At 68.7% G+C, this 17,843-nt stretch carries 13 protein-coding genes; 6 read left to right on the top strand and 7 right to left on the bottom strand.

Annotated elements, in window-relative coordinates:
- Window positions 1-45: 45 nt before the first annotated feature.
- Window positions 46-1,716, bottom strand: a complete 1,671-nt coding sequence (locus B1818_RS01315; protein WP_078111966.1) for a (2,3-dihydroxybenzoyl)adenylate synthase — start codon at window positions 1,714-1,716, stop codon at window positions 46-48.
- Window positions 1,717-1,873: 157 nt separating this feature from the next.
- Between B1818_RS01315 and B1818_RS01310 the strand changes: the two genes are divergently transcribed.
- The 6 genes from B1818_RS01310 to B1818_RS01285 all read left to right on the top strand — a co-directional run bounded on the left by B1818_RS01310 (window position 1,874) and on the right by B1818_RS01285 (window position 8,042).
- Window positions 1,874-3,214: a salicylate synthase gene (locus tag B1818_RS01310; RefSeq protein ID WP_058251433.1), complete on the top strand. Its 1,341-nt coding sequence runs from the start codon at window positions 1,874-1,876 to the stop codon at window positions 3,212-3,214.
- A 46-nt stretch (window positions 3,215-3,260) separates the two neighbouring features.
- A complete protein-coding gene (locus B1818_RS01305) occupies window positions 3,261-3,509 on the top strand; it encodes an acyl carrier protein (RefSeq protein ID WP_058251371.1) in 249 nt (82 codons plus the stop codon).
- A 17-nt stretch (window positions 3,510-3,526) separates the two neighbouring features.
- On the top strand, window positions 3,527-4,708 hold the full coding sequence (locus tag B1818_RS01300; protein ID WP_058251370.1) for an acyl-CoA dehydrogenase family protein: 1,182 nt from the start codon (window positions 3,527-3,529) through the stop codon (window positions 4,706-4,708).
- Between the two features lie 41 nt (window positions 4,709-4,749).
- A complete protein-coding gene (locus tag B1818_RS01295; protein WP_058251369.1) occupies window positions 4,750-6,057 on the top strand; it encodes a wax ester/triacylglycerol synthase domain-containing protein in 1,308 nt (435 codons plus the stop codon).
- Window positions 6,058-6,164: 107 nt separating this feature from the next.
- Entirely contained in the window at window positions 6,165-7,004 is an 840-nt protein-coding gene (locus B1818_RS01290; RefSeq protein WP_058251368.1) for a hypothetical protein, read from the top strand.
- 63 nt (window positions 7,005-7,067) lie between these two features.
- Complete coding sequence (locus tag B1818_RS01285; RefSeq protein WP_058251432.1) at window positions 7,068-8,042, top strand: ABC transporter substrate-binding protein; 975 nt, start codon at window positions 7,068-7,070, stop codon at window positions 8,040-8,042.
- 526 nt (window positions 8,043-8,568) lie between these two features.
- Here B1818_RS01285 and B1818_RS01280 read toward each other — a convergent pair.
- From B1818_RS01280 to B1818_RS01255, 6 genes are read right to left on the bottom strand one after another with little or no spacing between them, the layout of a single operon-like run.
- Complete coding sequence (locus tag B1818_RS01280) at window positions 8,569-9,903, bottom strand: lysine N(6)-hydroxylase/L-ornithine N(5)-oxygenase family protein (RefSeq protein WP_058251367.1); 1,335 nt, start codon at window positions 9,901-9,903, stop codon at window positions 8,569-8,571.
- The gene (locus B1818_RS01275) at window positions 9,900-11,444 is read right to left on the bottom strand and encodes a pyridoxal-dependent decarboxylase (RefSeq protein ID WP_058251366.1); all 1,545 of its coding nucleotides are present in this window, start codon (window positions 11,442-11,444) and stop codon (window positions 9,900-9,902) included. The genes B1818_RS01280 and B1818_RS01275 overlap by 4 nt, the downstream gene beginning before the upstream one ends.
- 50 nt (window positions 11,445-11,494) lie before the next feature.
- The gene (locus B1818_RS01270; protein ID WP_058251365.1) at window positions 11,495-12,955 is read right to left on the bottom strand and encodes a condensation domain-containing protein; all 1,461 of its coding nucleotides are present in this window, start codon (window positions 12,953-12,955) and stop codon (window positions 11,495-11,497) included.
- A complete protein-coding gene (locus B1818_RS01265) occupies window positions 12,943-15,360 on the bottom strand; it encodes a penicillin acylase family protein (protein WP_078111734.1) in 2,418 nt (805 codons plus the stop codon). Before B1818_RS01265 ends, B1818_RS01270 begins: the two co-directional genes overlap by 13 nt.
- Window positions 15,361-15,365: 5 nt before the next feature.
- Window positions 15,366-17,180: an IucA/IucC family siderophore biosynthesis protein gene (locus B1818_RS01260; RefSeq protein WP_068971005.1), complete on the bottom strand. Its 1,815-nt coding sequence runs from the start codon at window positions 17,178-17,180 to the stop codon at window positions 15,366-15,368.
- 4 nt (window positions 17,181-17,184) lie between these two features.
- Window positions 17,185-17,793: a GNAT family N-acetyltransferase gene (locus B1818_RS01255; RefSeq protein ID WP_058251362.1), complete on the bottom strand. Its 609-nt coding sequence runs from the start codon at window positions 17,791-17,793 to the stop codon at window positions 17,185-17,187.
- Window positions 17,794-17,843: the final 50 nt, after the last annotated feature.

The following is a 17,843-nucleotide window of genomic DNA, read 5'->3' as shown; positions in this document are numbered from 1 at the left end:
GGTCGCGCTCCTCGCGCCGGTGTGAGGAGCGGGCTCCGACTCGGCTCAGCCTGCCGACGGCTCCGACAGCAGTGTCTCGCGGAGCACCTTTTTGTCGATCTTGCCTACTGCGGTGACCGGGAGCGTGCGCACGACGCGGACCACGTCGGGCAGTTTGAAGGAGGCGAGTCCGCGGTCGGCGAGGAAGGTGCGGATCGCGGCCAGCTCGAGTGGTCGGGCCGGGGGGTGTTCGTGCGAGAGCACGACTGCCGCACAGATCTTCTCACCGAGCGCGTCGTCGGGCAGCCCGACCACCGCGACCTGCCGGACCGAATCGTGGGCGAGGAGGTTCTCCTCGACGTCGTCGGCGGCGACGTTCTCCCCGGCGCGCACGATGGTGTCCTTGATGCGGCCGGTCACGGCCAGGTGCCCCGACGGCAGCCGGGTGACCTTGTCCCCGGACCGGTAGAAGCCGTCCGGCGTGAAGGACTTCTCGTTGTGCGCCGTGGCGCGGTAGTAACCGCGGATCGTGTAGGGCCCCCGCACCAGCAGTTCACCTTCTTCCCCGTCGGGGACATCGGCTCCGCCCTCGTCGACGACCCGCACCTCGTCGAGCTCCGACATCGGTGCCCCTTGCACTTGGTGCACCAAGTCACGCGGGTCGTCGGTCCGGGTGTAGCAGATCAGCCCCTCGGCCATGCCGAAGACCTGCTGGACGACGGGGCCGAGGGCCGCGTCGAGGGCGACGGCGTCGGACTGTGCCAGCTTGGCGCCGCCCACCTGCAGCAGGCGCAGGGAGCTGATGTCCGCCGGCTCCCACTCGGTCGCCGCGCACCAGAGTTGCGCGAGCGCGGGGACGAGCGCGGTCACCGTGACGCGGTGCCGCTCGATGAGGTCGAAAGTGTTGTCCGGACTGGGGTTGTCGGCTAAGACGACGTGGCCGCCCGCACCGAAGACGCCCAGGATTCCCGGGCAGCACAGCGGAAAGTTGTGCGCGGCCGGCAGGGCGACGAGGTAGGTGTCGTCGGCGGTGAGGCCGGCGACGTCCGCGGACAGCCGGGCGTTGAGGTCGTAGTCGTCGTGCGTGCGCGCGATGAGTTTCGGCAGTCCGGTGGTGCCCCCCGACACGAGGAACAGGGCGGGTAGCCCGGCGTCGGGGGCAGCCGGGAGCTCGACCGAGGCGGGGTCGGCGTCGGGGAGCGGTGTGAATCGACCAGGTTCGCCGGAGATGAAGACCTGCGCGACGTCGGGCACCCGTGACTGCAGCTCGGTCGCGAGCTCGCGATAGTCGAACCCCCGGCGGCCGTCCTCACCGATGTAGGCGACCGCGCCGGCACCGGCTGCGAGATGGGCGATCTCGGTGATCCGGTGCGCGGGCAGCGTCATCACCGGAACGACACCCGCGCGTAGGAGGCCGTACAGGGTGACCGCGAAGTCGAGGGAGTTGTTCAGCTGCAACACGACCCGTTGCGTCGGCCGCAGTCCGGCCGCGACGAAACCGGCGGCACGACGGAGGGTGGCGTCGCGGAACTCGGCATAGGTGAGCGTGCGCGGCCCGTCGGTGGAGGCGTCGGTCAGCGCAGGGGAGTCGGGAGTTCGCTCGGCGGCCAGATCGAGGCCGGCGAACAACGGGCGGTCGAGGAAGACGCCGGCGTCGCGGTACTTCTGTGCCTGTGCGTCGGTGTGGGGAGCGAAACCGTCGAGCAGATCGGTCGCGGGGTCGAGATGCGTCGGCATGAGTTCATTCAAACACAGGCAGGATAGGGTAACCTTACCGGTCGATGCAGGGCGGGAGGCCGGCTGTCGACCCGCGGGGGATTGTTTGATTAGGCTGCCCTAAGATTCCCTATGATCATCGGTGCTCGAGTGCATCACGACCGGAGGAACGAAGGACATGTCGCTGACAACCGAATCGCACGCCGCGCAGTTCGTCGACCTGCTCGCGCCGGCCTCGCCGCTGAGCGAGTCCGATGCCGCGCGGATCACGGCGGCCTGGGCCGGCTCCGGCGAATTCGGCGACCATGTCGTCTACGAGCGCGACCGGCGCTGGACCTTCGCGGCGGGTGTCCGCGCCCGCGTGGTGATCACACGCAGTGAGGTCATCGTCGACGATCAGGGCGACCGCACGACGACGCCCTGGCGCGGCGACCCCGCCGACGCGCTCGCCGCCGCGACCGCGTCGCTGTCGATTTCCGACTGGCGCGTCTACGGCTGGGTCGGTTTCGACTTCTGCGCCCCGTATCACGGCATCCTCGAGCGCGTTCCCGAGGACACGGTGCTGGCGCACCTCATCGTTCCCGAGTTCGAGGCGACTGTCGATGCCGACGGGGTCGACACCGGGTCGCTCGACGCCGAGCGTGCCGGTCGTCTCCTCGAGATCGCCTCGCGAGCAACCGTTCCCGGCGAGTCGCGGCCGGTGGACGTGCAGTCCGACCCGGACGACTACCGCGGCCGTGTGGCCACCGCTGTCGCCGAGATCGAAGCCGGGCGGTACCAGAAGGTGATCCTCTCGCGTGCCGTCGACATCCCGTTCGACGTCGACATCCCTGCCACCTACGCCCGCGGCCGCGCCGACAACAACCCCGCCCGGAGCTACCTGCTCTCGCTCGGTGACCTGCAGGCGGCCGGGTTCAGTCCCGAACTCGTCGTCGCGGTGCACGACGACCGGACCGTGGTCACCGAACCACTGGCCGGCACAAGGGCTTTCGGGATCTCCGCGGAGCAGGACGCGGCGGCCCGCGCCGACCTGCTCTCGGATGCCAAGGAGATCGCCGAGCACGCCATGTCGGTGCGCGCGTGCTTCGACGAGATCTCCTCGATCGCCGCTGCGGACACCACGGCCGTGAGTGAGTTCATGGAGGTTCGTGAGCGCGGGAGCGTCCAGCATCTGGCCTCGACCGTGCGCGGGACCCTCGCCGATCACGAAACGCCTTGGCGTGCAATCGAGGTGGTGTTCCCGTCGATCACCGCGTCGGGCATCCCCAAGACCCCGGCCGTGGAGGCGATCGACCGTCTCGAGCCCCGACGCCGCGGCCTGTATTCCGGCGCGATCCTCACCGCCTCGTCGACGGGCGAGCTCGAGGCGACCCTGGCCCTGCGCACCATCTTCTCGTCCGGGCAAGGCGCATGGCTGCGTGCCGGTGCCGGGATCGTCGCGCAGTCCACGCCGGAGCGCGAGTTCACCGAGACCTGCGAGAAGCTGGCCAGCGTCGCCCCGTACGTGGTCCCGCGCTGACCGACCGATACTTTCGACCGAACATCACCACCCCAGGAGCCACCACATGTCCGACCACATCACCGAAGCCCTGCGCGGCATCCTCGAAGAGGACCTCGACCTCGCGCTCGGCGACATCAGCCGCGACTCGAAGCTGATCGACGACCTCGGGCTGGACTCGGTGGCGTTCGCCATCGGCGTGGTGGCGATCGAAGAGCGTCTCGGCGTGAAGCTGTCGGAACGGGAGCTCTTCGAGTCCAAGACCGTCGGCGACCTCGAGGACCTCATCCGGTCGAAGGCCGGCACCCCGGCCTGAGAGGACCCGGACCCGACATGACTGTGGAGACCCCAGTGCAGACGTACGCCGAACTGCTCGACGCCGCGTTCGACGAGCAGGTGACGGCCTGGACGGCGCAGGCCGAGCGGGATCATCGATTCCCGCGGCCCCTGCTCGAACACCTCGGTGCCGAGGGCGTCTTCGTCCGCAAGTGGGAGGACCGCAAGGTCACCGACCTCCACGACCATTTCGCCCTCGGCGCACATCTCGGCGCGCTGGGCTCCGCGGCCATCGGAGTGGGTGTGAGCCTGCACGATTCGGCCATCGCAATCCTCCGCCGCTTCGGCCGCAACGACTATCTCAGAGACCTGGCCCAGCGCGCCCTGACCGCCGAGACCGTGCTGTGTATCGGGGCCTCTGAGGAGCAGGGCGGGTCGGATCTACAGAACTCCGAGACCCGGATCCTGCCGGAGAACGGCGGGTTCCGCGTCGTCGGGCACAAGAAGTTCGTGTCTCTCTCGCCGATCGCGGACCACGTGTTCGTGGTCTGCCGTGGCGTCGACGACGGTCCTGACGTGGGCGGCAACGTGGCGTTGGCCGCCGTCCCGATCGAGTCGGTGACGGTGGGGAAGCCGTATGCGAAACTCGGCGCCGGGCCCCTCGACACCGCGCCGGTGACCATCGACGCCTGGATTCCCGACGAGGCGCTGATCGCCCGGCCGGGGACGGGCCTGGCGATCATCAGCTGGGGACTGGCGCACGAGCGGTACTCGGTGGCCGCCCAGATCGCCGCCGCGTGCGACGTGATGATCGGCGTGACACTCGCCCGGATGGTGGAGCGTACCCAGTTCGGCAAGAAGCTCTACGACCATCAGGCGCTCCGGCTGCGCGTCGCCGATCTGCAGGCCAGGGTCGACGTCCTGCGCTATTCGCTGGCCGGTGTCGCCGCGGAGGGCAAGATCAACCTGCGCACCGCCGCGGCGCTGAAGGCCACCGCCGCCAACCTCGGGGAAGAGGTCGCGTCGGAGTGCCTGCACATCTTCGGCGGTATCGGTTACCTCGAGACCGGATCCCCCATCGGTCGCTGGTGGCGGGACATGAAACTGGCCCGCGTCGGCGGCGGCACCGACGAGGTGCTGTGGGAACTGGTCGCGGCGGCGATGAAACCCGACACCGAGCGTTATAAGGCCATGTTCGTCGACTCCGAACTCCACGGCACCGGCTCGCCGGTGTCCTGAAGCGCTCGAGCCATCGTCCCTCTTACCCAGGCGGTCATCCCATGAACAGCCCAGCCAGCCAGGCGCCGGCCGACGCGCGTGTCACCGAACTCGCGCCGCCCGACCACACCTACCTGCACATGGACAAAGACAGCGCGCCCATGCACTGGTCGATGATCCTGCAGCTCGAGAGCAACGGGGCGTTGCTCGGCCTCGACGAGGTGCGGACGCGGGTCCGGGAGCGGGCCGGGCTGTTCGAGATCTTCCGGCTGGGTATCCGCAACGGCCGCTGGCGCAAGCCCGAAATGGTGCTCGCCGACGACAGCTGGGATGCCGGCGAGCACGTGACCGAGTTCGGGTTCACCGATCGCGCCCATCTCCAGCGACGGGTGACGAAACTGCTCGAGTCGCCGCTGCCGCGTCCGCGCCCGTTCTGGGACATCACCCTGTTCACGCCGTCGGCGGGTGCCGAAGGCGTCGGACAGTGGGTCCTGCTCCGGGTGCACCACAGCATCTCCGACGGCATCGCGGGGGCGGCCTTCGCCGCTCTCCTCGCCGACGGGGAACCCGACGATCTCGCGGAGTTCGAGCGATTCGCCACAAGTCCCCGCTTCCGGATCAGCGGCATCGACCCCGAGGAACTCAAAGAGGCGAAGGCCGCCTATGGCGACCAGCACGCGGCGGGCGGTGGCAAGAAACGAGCCTGGCCCGCGCTGACGAAGTCGGGCGAGCGCGAGTACGCCCTGTTCGCCGCGTCGACCCGGACGCTGCGCAAGGCTGCCAAGGGCAACGGCGCGACCGTTCACGAGTTCCTCCTCGCCGCCATCGGCCGGGCGATCAGCCTCAACCCGCCCGCGTCCCCACAGGCCGACGTCGTCCGCGTGACACTGCCGGTGACCCTCGACGACGAGTTCCGGCACACCGGCAACGCGGTGTCCGTGGCGCTCCTCAACCTGCTCGGCAACGAGCCCGATCTGTCACGTCAGATCGGCCGTGCGCGAAGCGAACTCGAAACCATAGCGACGCGGAAGCCGGAGCTGTACCTGGCCGCCGCCGACGATCTGCCGCGCGCCCCGCTGTGGGGTCTGCAGCGCGCGATCGTGAACGCGTCGATGTCCCACATGCACCCCGACATCCACATCGGCATCAACCCCGGGTTCTCGCGGGTCCGGTCGGTGCTGGGGCGCTCGATCGTCACCCTGACACCGTTGTCGCCGCTCGCGGGTTACTCGCTGTCGGTGACGACCCTGATCCTCGGACACACCACCACGTTCGGCGTCGTCACCGACGCGCAGGCGCTACCCGGGTACGCCGAACGGTTCGTGGCCGCGCTCGACGAAGTGCTGCAGGAGGCCCTCCCGTCAACCTGACGGGGGTGCGAGCTTAGGCTTGCCTTGTAATCCGGGGTCCGAGGGCTGCAATATACAGGTGGCCGTCGGCTCGGCGGGGGCGAAGACATACACGGAGAAAGAACAACATGAGCAACGACGTCAACTACCAGGACCCGGCCGGGGCCGATTACTACTCGGGGGTCGACCACCGCGAGTCGGACACCGGTTCGTCTCGCCGGTCGGGCGGGGTCAGCGTCCCGACCGTCCTGGCGTCGGCAGGCATCGCTGCCATCATCTCCGCGATCGTCGTGACGATCGGCGTGGTGGGCATCGTGGTGAGCGAGCGCAACGACTCCGCCACCGCCGCACAGCCGACCGTCGTCAACCTCGGTGCCGCGCAGACCGCGCTGCCCCAGCAGGGCATTGCCGGCCAGCAGCCCGTCCCCGGTCAGCCCGCACCCGCCGGCGCACCGGCAGCGGCCCCGACGGAAAACGTGCCCGAAGGCGGCGGAGCGATCGGTGGACCGGTCGGTCCTCCCGGTGAAGGAGCCGCGCCGGCTCCGGGTGCGGCCCCCGCACCTGCTCCCGCGCCGGGCACCACGGCCGCCCCGCAGCAGAGCGTTGCCGCCGGCCCGACCGCGCTGACGCCCGGACAGCTCAACACCAAGGTCCGCATCGTCATGAACTCCAACGGCAGCCGCGCCGCACGCGCCGCCGAACTCGAGGGCGGTGAGCGCGCGCTCCGTCAGATCGACCTCGTCGCCCGCGCGATCACGACCTACGGCAACGTCGGGCTCAGCTACCAGATGGTCGGGCCCGTCCAGGTCAGCGGCAACACGCTGACCGCTCCGCTGCAGATCAGCGTGGTCGGCCGCGGTAGCCAGAATCGCTCGATGACGTTCGTGTGGAGCGGCAACAAGTGGAAGCTCTCCAACCGAAGCGTCTGCACCATCGCGGGATTCGTCCTGCTGCCCTGCTCGCTCTGACCGCGCGGGGTGACACGGTCCGGTCCGCCGGACGACACCGACAACCCATTGGGGGATCTTCACGTGATTTCACGACCACGCCTGGGCGCACTCGCCGCGAGTGCACTCCTGTTCGCGGGCCTGCTGGCCGGTTGCTCGAGCTCGGATGACGAATCCGCCGGTGGCACCGTCCAACTCAACCTTCCGGACGGCCGGTCGGTGACGATCCCCGACACCCCGGAGCGGATCGTGACCCTGGGTGACCAATGGACCGACGTCGTTCTGTCCTTCGGTGAGACGCCGGTGGGGTACTACGATTACTCGAAGTCGGCGACCGGCGAGATGCAGCCGTGGTACGGCGAGAAGCTGGCCGACGCGACGTTCGTCGATCCCACCAAGGGCGACGACGCGACGACCATCGCCAAGCTGAACCCGGACCTGATCTTCGCACCCGGCTTCGCCTCGGACAGCCCGGAGTTCCAGCAGATCTCGAAGCTGGCCCCGACGGTCAATGCCATCAGCGACCAGGAGATCGATCCCTGGCAGGACATGGTCACGGTGATGGGCACCGTGCTGCACGACCCGGAGAAGGCGAAGTCGATCATCGACGACACCAACGCGAAGATCGCGGCGGTGGCGCAGGAGTACCCGGATCTGAAGGGTAAGACCTACGCCTTCGCGTTCATGTACGGCAACGACCAGCTGTCGGTGCTCGGCGACGAGAACGACGGCGCCGGAAAGCTGTTCACCTCGCTCGGGATGAAGATGGCTCCCAAGCTGGTCGCCGAGTACCAGCGGACCGGCCAGCCGCGCTTCGGGCTGAGCACCGAGAACATCCCGATGCTCGACGCCGACGTACTCGTCGTGGCCACGGCCACCCCCGAGCAGGCGGAGACCCTGAAGTCGCTGCCCGGGTACAAGAACCTGAAGGCGGTCAAGGACAACGCCGTCACGTTCATGACCCAGTCGCAGATCACCGGTCTCAACGCGCCGACGCCGAACTCGATCCCGTACGTCCTCGACCTGCTGAAGCCGTCGTTCGCCGCGGCGTCCAACTGAGCTCGGTCTGAAACGAACTCGCCCTCCGCGGAATGTGGAGGGCGAGTTGGTTTTCGGGGTCGCCGGACCCTTCGTGGCTCGTCGCTATCGCTCCTCGCACCTCAGGGAGCAGGGGGTTGCTCGTCGCTATCGCTCCTCAGTATCCGCGGCCTGGCGGCCGTCGTGGACTACGAAAGAACCCGTTGTGTTGGAGCGAGCCCAATCACTGCTCCCTGAGGAGGCCGGAGCTTGCGGAGGCCGTCACGAAGGGTCCTGGTGAGTCGGGTTGCGAAGACCCTTCGTGACGCGCCCTCCGCAAGCTCCGGGCGCTCCTCAGGGAGCGGGGGGTTGGCCGCGCCTTCCGCAAGCTCCGGGCGCTCCTCAGGGAGCAGGGGGTGCCCGTCGCCATGGGCTCCTCAGGGAGCGGGGGCCCACCGCTGGTTGAGCAGGCGACGAGCGCAGTGAGGAGCCGTGTCGAAGCCACTTCGCAACAACGACAACGGCCCGAGCCGCACGTGGCGGATCGGGCCGTGAGCCGGCTAGCGGGTTACGGCGCGACGATGTCGTCGTCGTCCGAGGCGCCGAAACTTGTGAACGCGGTGTGCCTGGGCAGGCGGTAGGCCTCGCGGCCCAGCACGGTGTTCAGGATGCGTGCGTTGCGGACCGCGCCGATGTCGAGGTTCGGGGCCGAGACGCCGTGCGCGTGCTCCTCGGCATTGGCGACGAAGATCCGGTTGGTCAGGGCGTCGTCGGTCTCGATCTCGTGGTTGGCGCCGATGACCAGGCGTCCGCGCGAATCCCGGTGCAGCGCAGACTCGATCGGGGCCAGGAAGTCCGCCCTGCGGGCCTGGTAGCCGGTACTGGCGATGACCATGTCGGTGGTGTGGGCCAGCTCGGAGCCGGTGTCGAGGTGACGGCCGCGGACCCGGAGCTTGCCGTCGGCGAGGGTGTCGATGCCTTCGACCTCGACCGAGATCCGCAGCTGCACCGGGTTGAGCTTGTCCTGCAACTGGCGCCGGTACAGCAGGTCGTGCAGGCGCTCCAGGGTGTCGGTGGAGATGCCCTTGTGGAACTGCCAGTGCTGCGGGCGAACCCGATCCCGTGCGGCCTCGGGAAGGCTGTGGAAGTAGTCCATGTAGGCCGGCGTGGTCATCTCCAGCGAGAGCTTCGTGAAGTCCAGCGGCGCGAACCATGGTGTGCGCGTCCACCATCGGACCGCGGGGCCGCCGCGTAGGTTGGATTCCAGCAGATCGATGACGATCTCGGCACCCGACTGGCCGGAGCCGATGACGGTGACGGTGTCGGCGGCGAGCGCCTTCTCCTGGTTGAACAGGTAGTCGGAGCTGTGGACCACCGCGGGCGAGTCCGACGAGAGTGCCTGCGGGACGAACGGTTCGGTGCCGATGCCGACCACCACGTGTCGTGCGATGACCGTCGAGGAGGTGGTGCCGGTGTGCATGGTCACCCGGAACGCGTCGGCCTCGGCGTCCCAGGCCACCTCGTCGACGGTGGTGCCCCATCGGAGCGAGTCGAGCCGGGACACGCACCAGAGCAGGTAGGCCTCGTACTCGATGCGGGTCGGGAAAAAGTTCTCGCGTACCAGGAACCGGTACATGCGATCGATGTCGGCCATGTAGTTCAGGAACGACAGCGGATGGGTCGGGTCGACGAGCGTCACCAGGTCCGACAGGAAGCTCACCTGGAGGGTGGCGTCGTCGAACATCAGGCCCGGATGCCACCGGAACTCGTCTCGCGAGTCGACGACCAGGAGGTTCACGTCGTCGAGCGTCGAGGCGAGCGCGGCGAGGCCCAGATTGAATGGGCCGCAACCGATCGCGAGTACGTCTACATTCTCGACAGTGGTCTTCTCTTCTGGGGTCATTCGGACACTCTCACCATTTCTTCACTGTGGACTTCCGCGCCGGGTGCGGCGGTGCCTTCCGACTCCACCTCGAGCGCGACGCGCAACAGTTCGTCGAACAGCTCGTCGATGTCGCTCTCCGAGGTTTCCGGGTTGAGGAGGGTCAGCTTCAGGCAGGTCTGGGGCTCTTCCTCACCGGGCACCCGGACCTGGGTACGGCCGATGAGTGCCTTGCCGTCGGCGATCAACCGACGCCGCAGTTCGCCGTTGACCGCGTCGAGATCGGTGCACCGATACCGGAACACGACGGTGGTCAGCGTGACCGGCGCGATGAGCTCGAGCTGCAGTTCGGTGGCGATTCGCTGTTCGGCGTACACCGCGAGGTCGTTGCACTTGTCGAGCATGTCACCCAGAGTGCGGCGTCCGTAGGCGAGCAGGGTCGCCGCGACCTTGAGGACGTCGGGCCGTCGCGTCGTCTGCAGCGTCTGACCCAGGAGGCCGCTGTACCCGGCCTCCACGTCGTCGTCGGGGTTGAGGTAGGCCACCGAACGGTTCAGGGACACGAAGCGATCGGCGTCGGACAGCAGCATGAGGCTCGCGGCCGCCGGCTGCCAACCGACCTTGTGCAGGTCGAGGGTGACCGAGTCGGCGCGTTCGACGCCGGTGAGCAGACCGGCGAGGCGGTCGGAGAACAGCGAGCCGAAACCGTAGGCGGCGTCGACGTGCATCCAGATCTCGTGCCGCTCGGCGATGTCGGCGATCTCCCCGAGCGGGTCGATGGTACCGAAGTCGGTGGTACCCGCGGTGGCGACGATCGCCAGCGGTGTCGCCGCGCCGGCCTCGCGGATGGTCGCTTCCAGCGCCTCCGGGATCATCCGGTGATGCGAGTCGACCTCGACCGGGATGACCGCGGTCTCGCCCAGTCCCAGTGCCGCACAGGCGCGGTGAACCGAGAAGTGCGCCACGCGCGAGCAGAAGACGACCGGGCGGTGCAACGCGCCGACGCCGTCGTGCCGCACGTCGATGCCCCGCCGGGCAGCGGTGTGGTCGCGAGCGATCATGAGCGCCAGCAGATTCGAGATCGATCCACCGGGACTGAAGACACCGCCGGCATGTTCGCCGAACCCGGCCATACGAGCCAGCGACTGTACGGTCCAGGTCTCGAGCGCCAGTGTGGCCGGGCCGGAATCGTAGGTGTCGAGTGAGGCATTGGTGGCCGAGGCCAGGGCGTCGGCGGCGACCGCGACCGACAGCGGCGCGGGTTGCAGATGCGCCGCCGCCATCGGATGGGTGAGGTCCAGTCCGAACTCGGCCACCAGGCGGGCGAGCCGGGTCAGCGCCTGGGACTCCCCGATCCCGTTCTCCGGGACTCCGTGCGGGCCGAGTAGTGCCGTCACCCCGCCGAGCACCGCGACGGGGTCACCGCTCGGCAGCGGGGCGCCGTGGTGGTCGTCGCCGACCGCGGCCGCGACCTCCGCCAAGCCGCGCCCGACGTCGGCCCAGCCATCGCCGGGACGGGCGAATCGCGAGGCACCCCATACGGACTGGCGGTCTTCGGACACTGAGTTCCCCCCTGTTGACTCTGGCGCGCGGTGGCGCGGTGGCAGGCCGGTCATCCGGCGCTGCCCTTCTGTGGTGCGCTCTCGGCGAGGGTTTCGACGAGTGCGGAGACGTTCTGGTGCAACGACGTCGGAATCAGGTCGACGAGTGCGGTGAGTACTGCGGTGGCGCGGTCGGCCACCGCGTCGGGGACGATCCCCGGCTGGTGGTCGACCTCGACGTGGGTGCTCTCGTCGTCGGCCTCGAAGGCGATCGAGAGCGGGTAGTTGGCGATCCCGTTGAACACCGACCGGCAGGTGACCGGGGCGTCGGCGGGTTGTGGGATCCCGCGCAGCGGCGCGGGCCGGACCGACGCCATGATCTCGATGACGGGAAAACGGCCGCCCTGCTGCCGCAACGCGGTCAGGATCGGCCCGAAATCGGTGCCGGAGTGTTCCATCGATCGGTAGATGGCCGCACCCGCATCCCGCAGAGCCTGCTCGACCGTGGCGTCGGGGTCGATGCGGAACCGCATCGGGATGATGTTGCCGCAGTATCCGACGTTCTGGGGTGACTGCGTCCGACGACGGTTGTCGGCCGGCACCACCAGGACGTGGTCGGCGGCGCCGGTCAGGGCATACGCCGCCAGCGAACACACGCCGATCAGCAACGCGTTCGGGGTGGCGCCGACGGTCTGCGCGACCCGGCCGAAAGCGGCCAGCGAGTCGGCCGCAACCGGGGCGGCGACCTTGATGCCGTCCCGGTCGTCCATCGGCGAGAGCCAGCTGTCGGCGGCACTTTCGGTGGGCAACTCGCCGCTGAGCGGATAGCGGACGTCGTCGGCGGCCCAGGTCGTGAGCGCGTGGCGCACCGCGTCCTCGGCGGCTGCCGAGGCGGCCGCGGAATTTGGTGAGACCGGGCGGGAGTCGGCGTTGACGTCGCCGGGCCACGAACCTGACACCAGGGTGCCCAGCAGCAGCGGCCATGAGGTGTCGTCGACGGCGAGATGGTGCACGACGAGGATCATGGTGACGTCGCCGTCCGAGCCCGAGACCCGAAGCCGGAGTGGCACATCCGACGTCAGATCGAATGGCGTGCGGGTCAGCGCGGTCGCGATCGCGTCGGCATCGTCGACGGGTCCGGTTGCCTCCGCGTCCGGCAGGCCCCAGGTCCACACCGTGCCCGATGCGTCCCACGATCCCGCGTGCGAAACGGCGCGGCGACGCGGCGTGCCCGCGTTGTCGACCTCGACCACCGATTTCAGGACCCCGAAGCGCTCGACGAGTAGTTCGGCGGAGTCGACGACCGATCGGAGCGTTCGCGTACCGCCGAACTGCAGGACGAGTCCGATGTTGTGCGACACCGATTCCGGATCCAGTTCGTAGATCCGCCACATCCGCCGTTCGGCGGTGCCGAACTCGCCGAACGGCACGGAGGCCCTTGGTTCGTCAGCTGCGGCCGTGCGGGCGGGTTCGCCGGTCTGCGCGATTCGACGACGCAACAGCGTCAGTCGCGCTTCGGTCAACGCGGGCATGGCTCCCTCTCGGTCGATGTGGCGGTGGACGTCGTCGACGCTGCTGCGGTCTTGCCACGCAACACATCCCAATCGCGGACGACCTCGATCAGCTCGCCCGCCGCCCACCGCGGCGCCTGGTCCTGGAAGTGATCGGAACGGGGATCACCGCTCACGCCCAGCGGGACGATCCAACGGCTCGCCCCGCGGTCGGCGAGGTCCCACACGTAGCGTGCGGCGGCACCCGTGATGCACAGGTGGGTGCCGACCGCCGCGGCGTTGGCGAAGACGCACTCGGCGTCCCCCGCCAGGGGCAGGGGAGTCGGACGAAGGGTGGCGAACAGATCCGGGTGCTGCGGCGACGCGCCGACCAGGTCGAATCCGTGGATCGGTGCCAGGCGATGGACGCTGCCCCACGTGGGCGTCGAACCGAAGGTCCCGATCCGGGCCACCACGGCATCGAGGGCGGCGACCGCCACGGCCTCGATGTCGATGCCGATCCCCGCCGTGTTGGCGACGACGGAGGTCAGCGCGGTCGCGAGACGGGGCTCGGGCACGAACCACGGCTGGAACACCGCCGGGAATCCGTGCGGCCCGCGCAGCGGCGCGAGCACGTCGGTACTCGCGACCCCGAGAACCAACTGGGTACGGAACTCGGCATAGAGATACGCGTCGGTGCTGTCGGCGATCATCGACCGGTCCCACGCCACCAGGCGCTCCCGGATGCCTTCGGCCTCGGCGTCGGCGCCGCGTACACGTGACAGCAACTCCTGGACGACGGTCGCCTGCTCGAGCCGGACATCGGTGTGGATGTCGGCGCAATCCGCCGGACTCACCGAACCGAGATCGTCGAGTCGCGCGGTGATCCGGTCGGCCCGGAACGGTTCGACGCACTCACTCGTGAGCGGCTGCAACGCAGGCACATCGGACATCCGCTGGTTGGCGGTGACGGTGAAGGCGGGACCCTTCGAGACGCCCTCCGCAAGCTCCGGGCTCCTCAGGGAGCGGGGGGTGGCCTCCGCGAGCTCCGGATTCCTCAGGGAGCGGAGGGTCGCGTCGAAGCCGGGGTCACCGAGCGAACCCGCCTCGTATCCGCGCCACTGGTAGCGCTCGTCCCAGCCCGGGACCGGCAACCAGTAGTTCTCGGGCGCGCGGACCGGCACCCGGCCGGCCACGTGGGTGGCGACGGTGCCGTCGGCGTGGGCGATGACCGCGCGGTTGACCGGCTCGACCCACTTCGTCAGGGCTGCTTCGACATCGGCGACGGTGTGCGCGAAGAGGAGGTCGATCGGCGCGTCGAAGGTGACTTCTTCGGTGAGCAGCGGGGACCGGATGCTCATCGCGAACGACTCGTCGGGGCCGCCGAAGACGACGGCACCGTTCGGGGTGGTGAGGAGCTGCACGGCAACGGGTTCGGCATCCCGGACGAGGATCGTCTCGGTGCTCACCCCGGCCGGCACCCGCCCGCCGCCCGGTACCTCGACCAGGAGCGTGCCGGCCTCGTCGCGCGTCAATCGCTCGAGGTACAGATCTTGATAGTCACCCATGGCATTCGTGATGCCCCAGGCGATGTCGTCGCCCTGACAGAAGTGCGGGACTCCCGGGACGCCGGCAAAGGCGAACCCGGCCATGTCGAACGCTTCGTGCGGACCTGTCGAGGCGAGGTGGAACTGCTGATAGATGCCCGGCAGTTCGAGGAATCGATGCGGGTCGCCGGCGACGATGGGCGCACCGGTCGAGCTCCGCTCGGCGGACACACCCCAGGCGTTGCTGCCCGACGTCGGATCGCCGAGATCCACCGCCGGGGCGGGTTGCTCGGGCGACGCCGGGCGGGTGATCGCGAGGATCTCCCCCAGGAACGCCTCATCGGGCATCGCGGGCACCGTGGGGTCGGTCTCCCGCGTCTCGAAGTCCCAGAACCGCAGCGCATCCAAACCGAGCGTGCGGCAGGCGTGCAGGCGGAAGAGTTTCGTGGTGAACCGGCCGAAGAGCACGTGGTGCATGATGAACACCGAGATCGGCGTCCACGGCCGCCACGGCAGCGGGCGATGCGCCAACGCCTCGAGTTCCGGTGCAGCAGAGGCCTTCTCGAGGTCGCCGAGGGTGCTGTTCACGCCGTTGGCGTAGGCGGTGACGAGCTCGCGGGTCCGGGTGGACGATGCGTCGAAGATGCGTTTCGCCGCCACGTCGAGCTGGGCGCGGCGGGCGAAGGTGTCCCATTCGACGCAGCCGGCCCCGAAGACCTCGGCGGTACGTCCCTCGGCGCGCAGCCGCATGAACTCGATCTGCCAGCGCCGGTCCTCGCCGCATGCCCGGCCCTGTCCGTACAGTGCGCCGCGCGGCGTCGAGGCGAGGACGTGCGGGATGCCGTGGCCATCACGCAGGATCTCCGCGTCGTCGGGTGCGTGGGTGCGGGTGGTGGTCATCTCCCTCACCGGTCCCTCGGCGGCGCAATCGGATTGACGAGCCGGTGACCCGCGTCGATCAGCGATGCGTAGGAGTCCTCGATGTCGACCATGCGCTTGTTGTTGCGCAGTTGCAGCCCGTTCATGTGCACCGCCCCGAACTCCGGTGCGAACAGATCCCAGCGAGCGAACCTGTCTTCCAGATCGGGGTGGGCCGCGACGAACTCACGCAGGCTCTCGGCCACCAGCGACCAGAACTCGTCGTCGCCGACGATGCCGTGCGTGTGCAGGATCTCGGCGAGTGGACGCAGGAAGTCGTCGAAGACGTCCGACAGCACACCCAGGTTGCGGATCTCGTCCGGTTCGGTGGTCCGGACGCGGGCGCAGCTCTCCGGGAGTCCGTCCGCCTCGCCGAACACCGAGACCTCCTCGCCGATGTCCTTGAGGATCGCTCGCACCGGGATGCCCTCGGCGAGAACGAGGATGAGGTTCTCCCCGTGCGGCGAGAACTTCAGCTCGTATCGGTAGAGCAGGTAGGCGATGGGATGTAGATAGGTGCGCAGGTAGCGACGGATCCACTCGGTCGCGGGGACACCCGAACGGTCGATGAACGCGCCGACCAGTGGCTCCCCCAGGTGGTCGATGTGAAGCAGCGCGGCCATGGTCGACAGTTGCTCGTCGGCGGCTGCCAGCGGCACCGGGCTCTGTCGCCACAGCGCGGACAGGATCTTGCGGTACTCCGACCCCGGCTGCGTGATCGGCGTGAACGTCGGGCTGCGGTAACCGATCGCCGCGACCTCGAAGATCATCTCGAAGCCGATCGCGGCGAGGTACTGGTCGTCGGCGACGAGTCCACGGACCCAGTTGTTGATCAGCGGCGTCGTCCGCATGTAGTCGGCCGACATCCCGCGTGTGAAACCCATGTTCACGATCGACAGTGCGACCTTGACGTAGTTGCGGGTCGGGGTGGTCGCGTTGAACACCGTGCGGATCGACTGCTGTGCCTGATAGAGGTCGGGGCTCGTGCCGACCTCGACGATGCGCTGGTCGGCGATGTCGGCGGAGTAGAGCTTGCGTACCTTCTCGACCCACTGCCAGGGATGCACCGGGAGGTATCGGTAATCGGCCGGGTCACAACCGACTTCGCGCAGGGCGTCCCCGAAGTCGGACAGCGTCTCGGGTCCGAGCTCGTCGAGGAGCAGCGCGTCGTAGTCGACGTCGCTGACGGTGGCGACGTCACAGTCCTCGCGACGGACGGCGAGCCAGACGAGCCTGAAGTGGTTGCCCACCTCGGGGGCGTAGCGCTCGATGTCGTCCGCGCTGAACCCAAGACGGCCGGCGTTGGCGACGATGCACGGGTGCCCCTCCGTCATCGTCGCCTCGATGGTCTGGAAGTCGGCGTGAGCGAGATCCGTTGCTGGGATGCGTCGTTCGTCCGGACGGTCGGCGCTGATCGCCAGGGTGTTGATGAACTCCTCGAGGTACTCCGGCAGCGCCTGGGGACCGATCCCCAGGAACGGTGCCAGGTCGACGATCATCGCCACCGCGTCGATCGGGAGTTCGGCGCCGTCGCGCACACGACGCAGCGTCGACTCGTCGATCGCCCAGCTGTCCAGGGCGAGTCGGTCGGCGCGGAAGTGGTAGTCGGTGCGGCCGTCGGCGGAGGAGACGATGTACCCGTCGCCACTCGCCACCGGGGCGAGTGCCCGCTCGTGGGAGAACTCGGCGAGGATCTTCTTCGCGATCCTGGTGTGATACGTCTGGCGAAGGCTTCGCGCACCCGACCCCCCGGCCGTGCGCGTCGCGAATCCCGGAATGGTCCCGATGTCCTGGAGAGTCAACGATCTACGCCCCCAGGTCCGTGACCTCGACGGGTCCGACGCACTTGCCGTTGTCGGTCACCTCGAGGAAGTCGGCTCGGGTGCAATAGCTCAGGTGCGCGGTCTTGTTCCCGACGGGGTAGTCGCCGTCGACGCGGAAGCCGACACTCGCGTTGAGGCGGTGCACGGCCTTGTTGCGGACGTCGGGCTCGACGACGACGCGCGCGGCGCCGACCTCCAGGATCGCGGTCCGCATGATGTGCAGCATCACCGCGCCGGTGAAGCCCGGCAGGGACTGTTCGGCGTGGGCGACCAGCAGGTGCATGCCGATGTCACCGTCGGCGGGTACGTAACCGCTCGCGGGGTCGGCGAGTTCGCTGGTGGCCGGGTCGTAGAGCTCGAACAGGAACTGCGGGCGCCCGTCGTGGTAGCCCAGGCGCATTCCGTAGGGCGTGCCGGCGGTGGCCTCGGCCGACTCGCGAATCATCTTCTCCACGTCTGCAACCGAGCTGTCGAGCATGTCCCAGTACTTGGCCTTGGGATGGGTGAGCCATCCGTGGACCGTCGCGGCGTGCGATACGTCGTCGAGGTCGACCGAGGTCAGGTCGTAGGTCGGGGCGGAGGAAATGGTCATGATGCCTTTGCTCTGGGAGGTGGTCTGTTGGTGTGCCGGAGAAGGTGCCG

Source organism: Gordonia sp. IITR100, assembly GCF_002009645.1.
In the GTDB taxonomy this organism is placed as follows: domain Bacteria; phylum Actinomycetota; class Actinomycetes; order Mycobacteriales; family Mycobacteriaceae; genus Gordonia; species Gordonia hongkongensis.
Note: the sequence above shows the minus strand (reverse complement) of the source record. Positions and strands in the feature narration are given on the sequence as shown.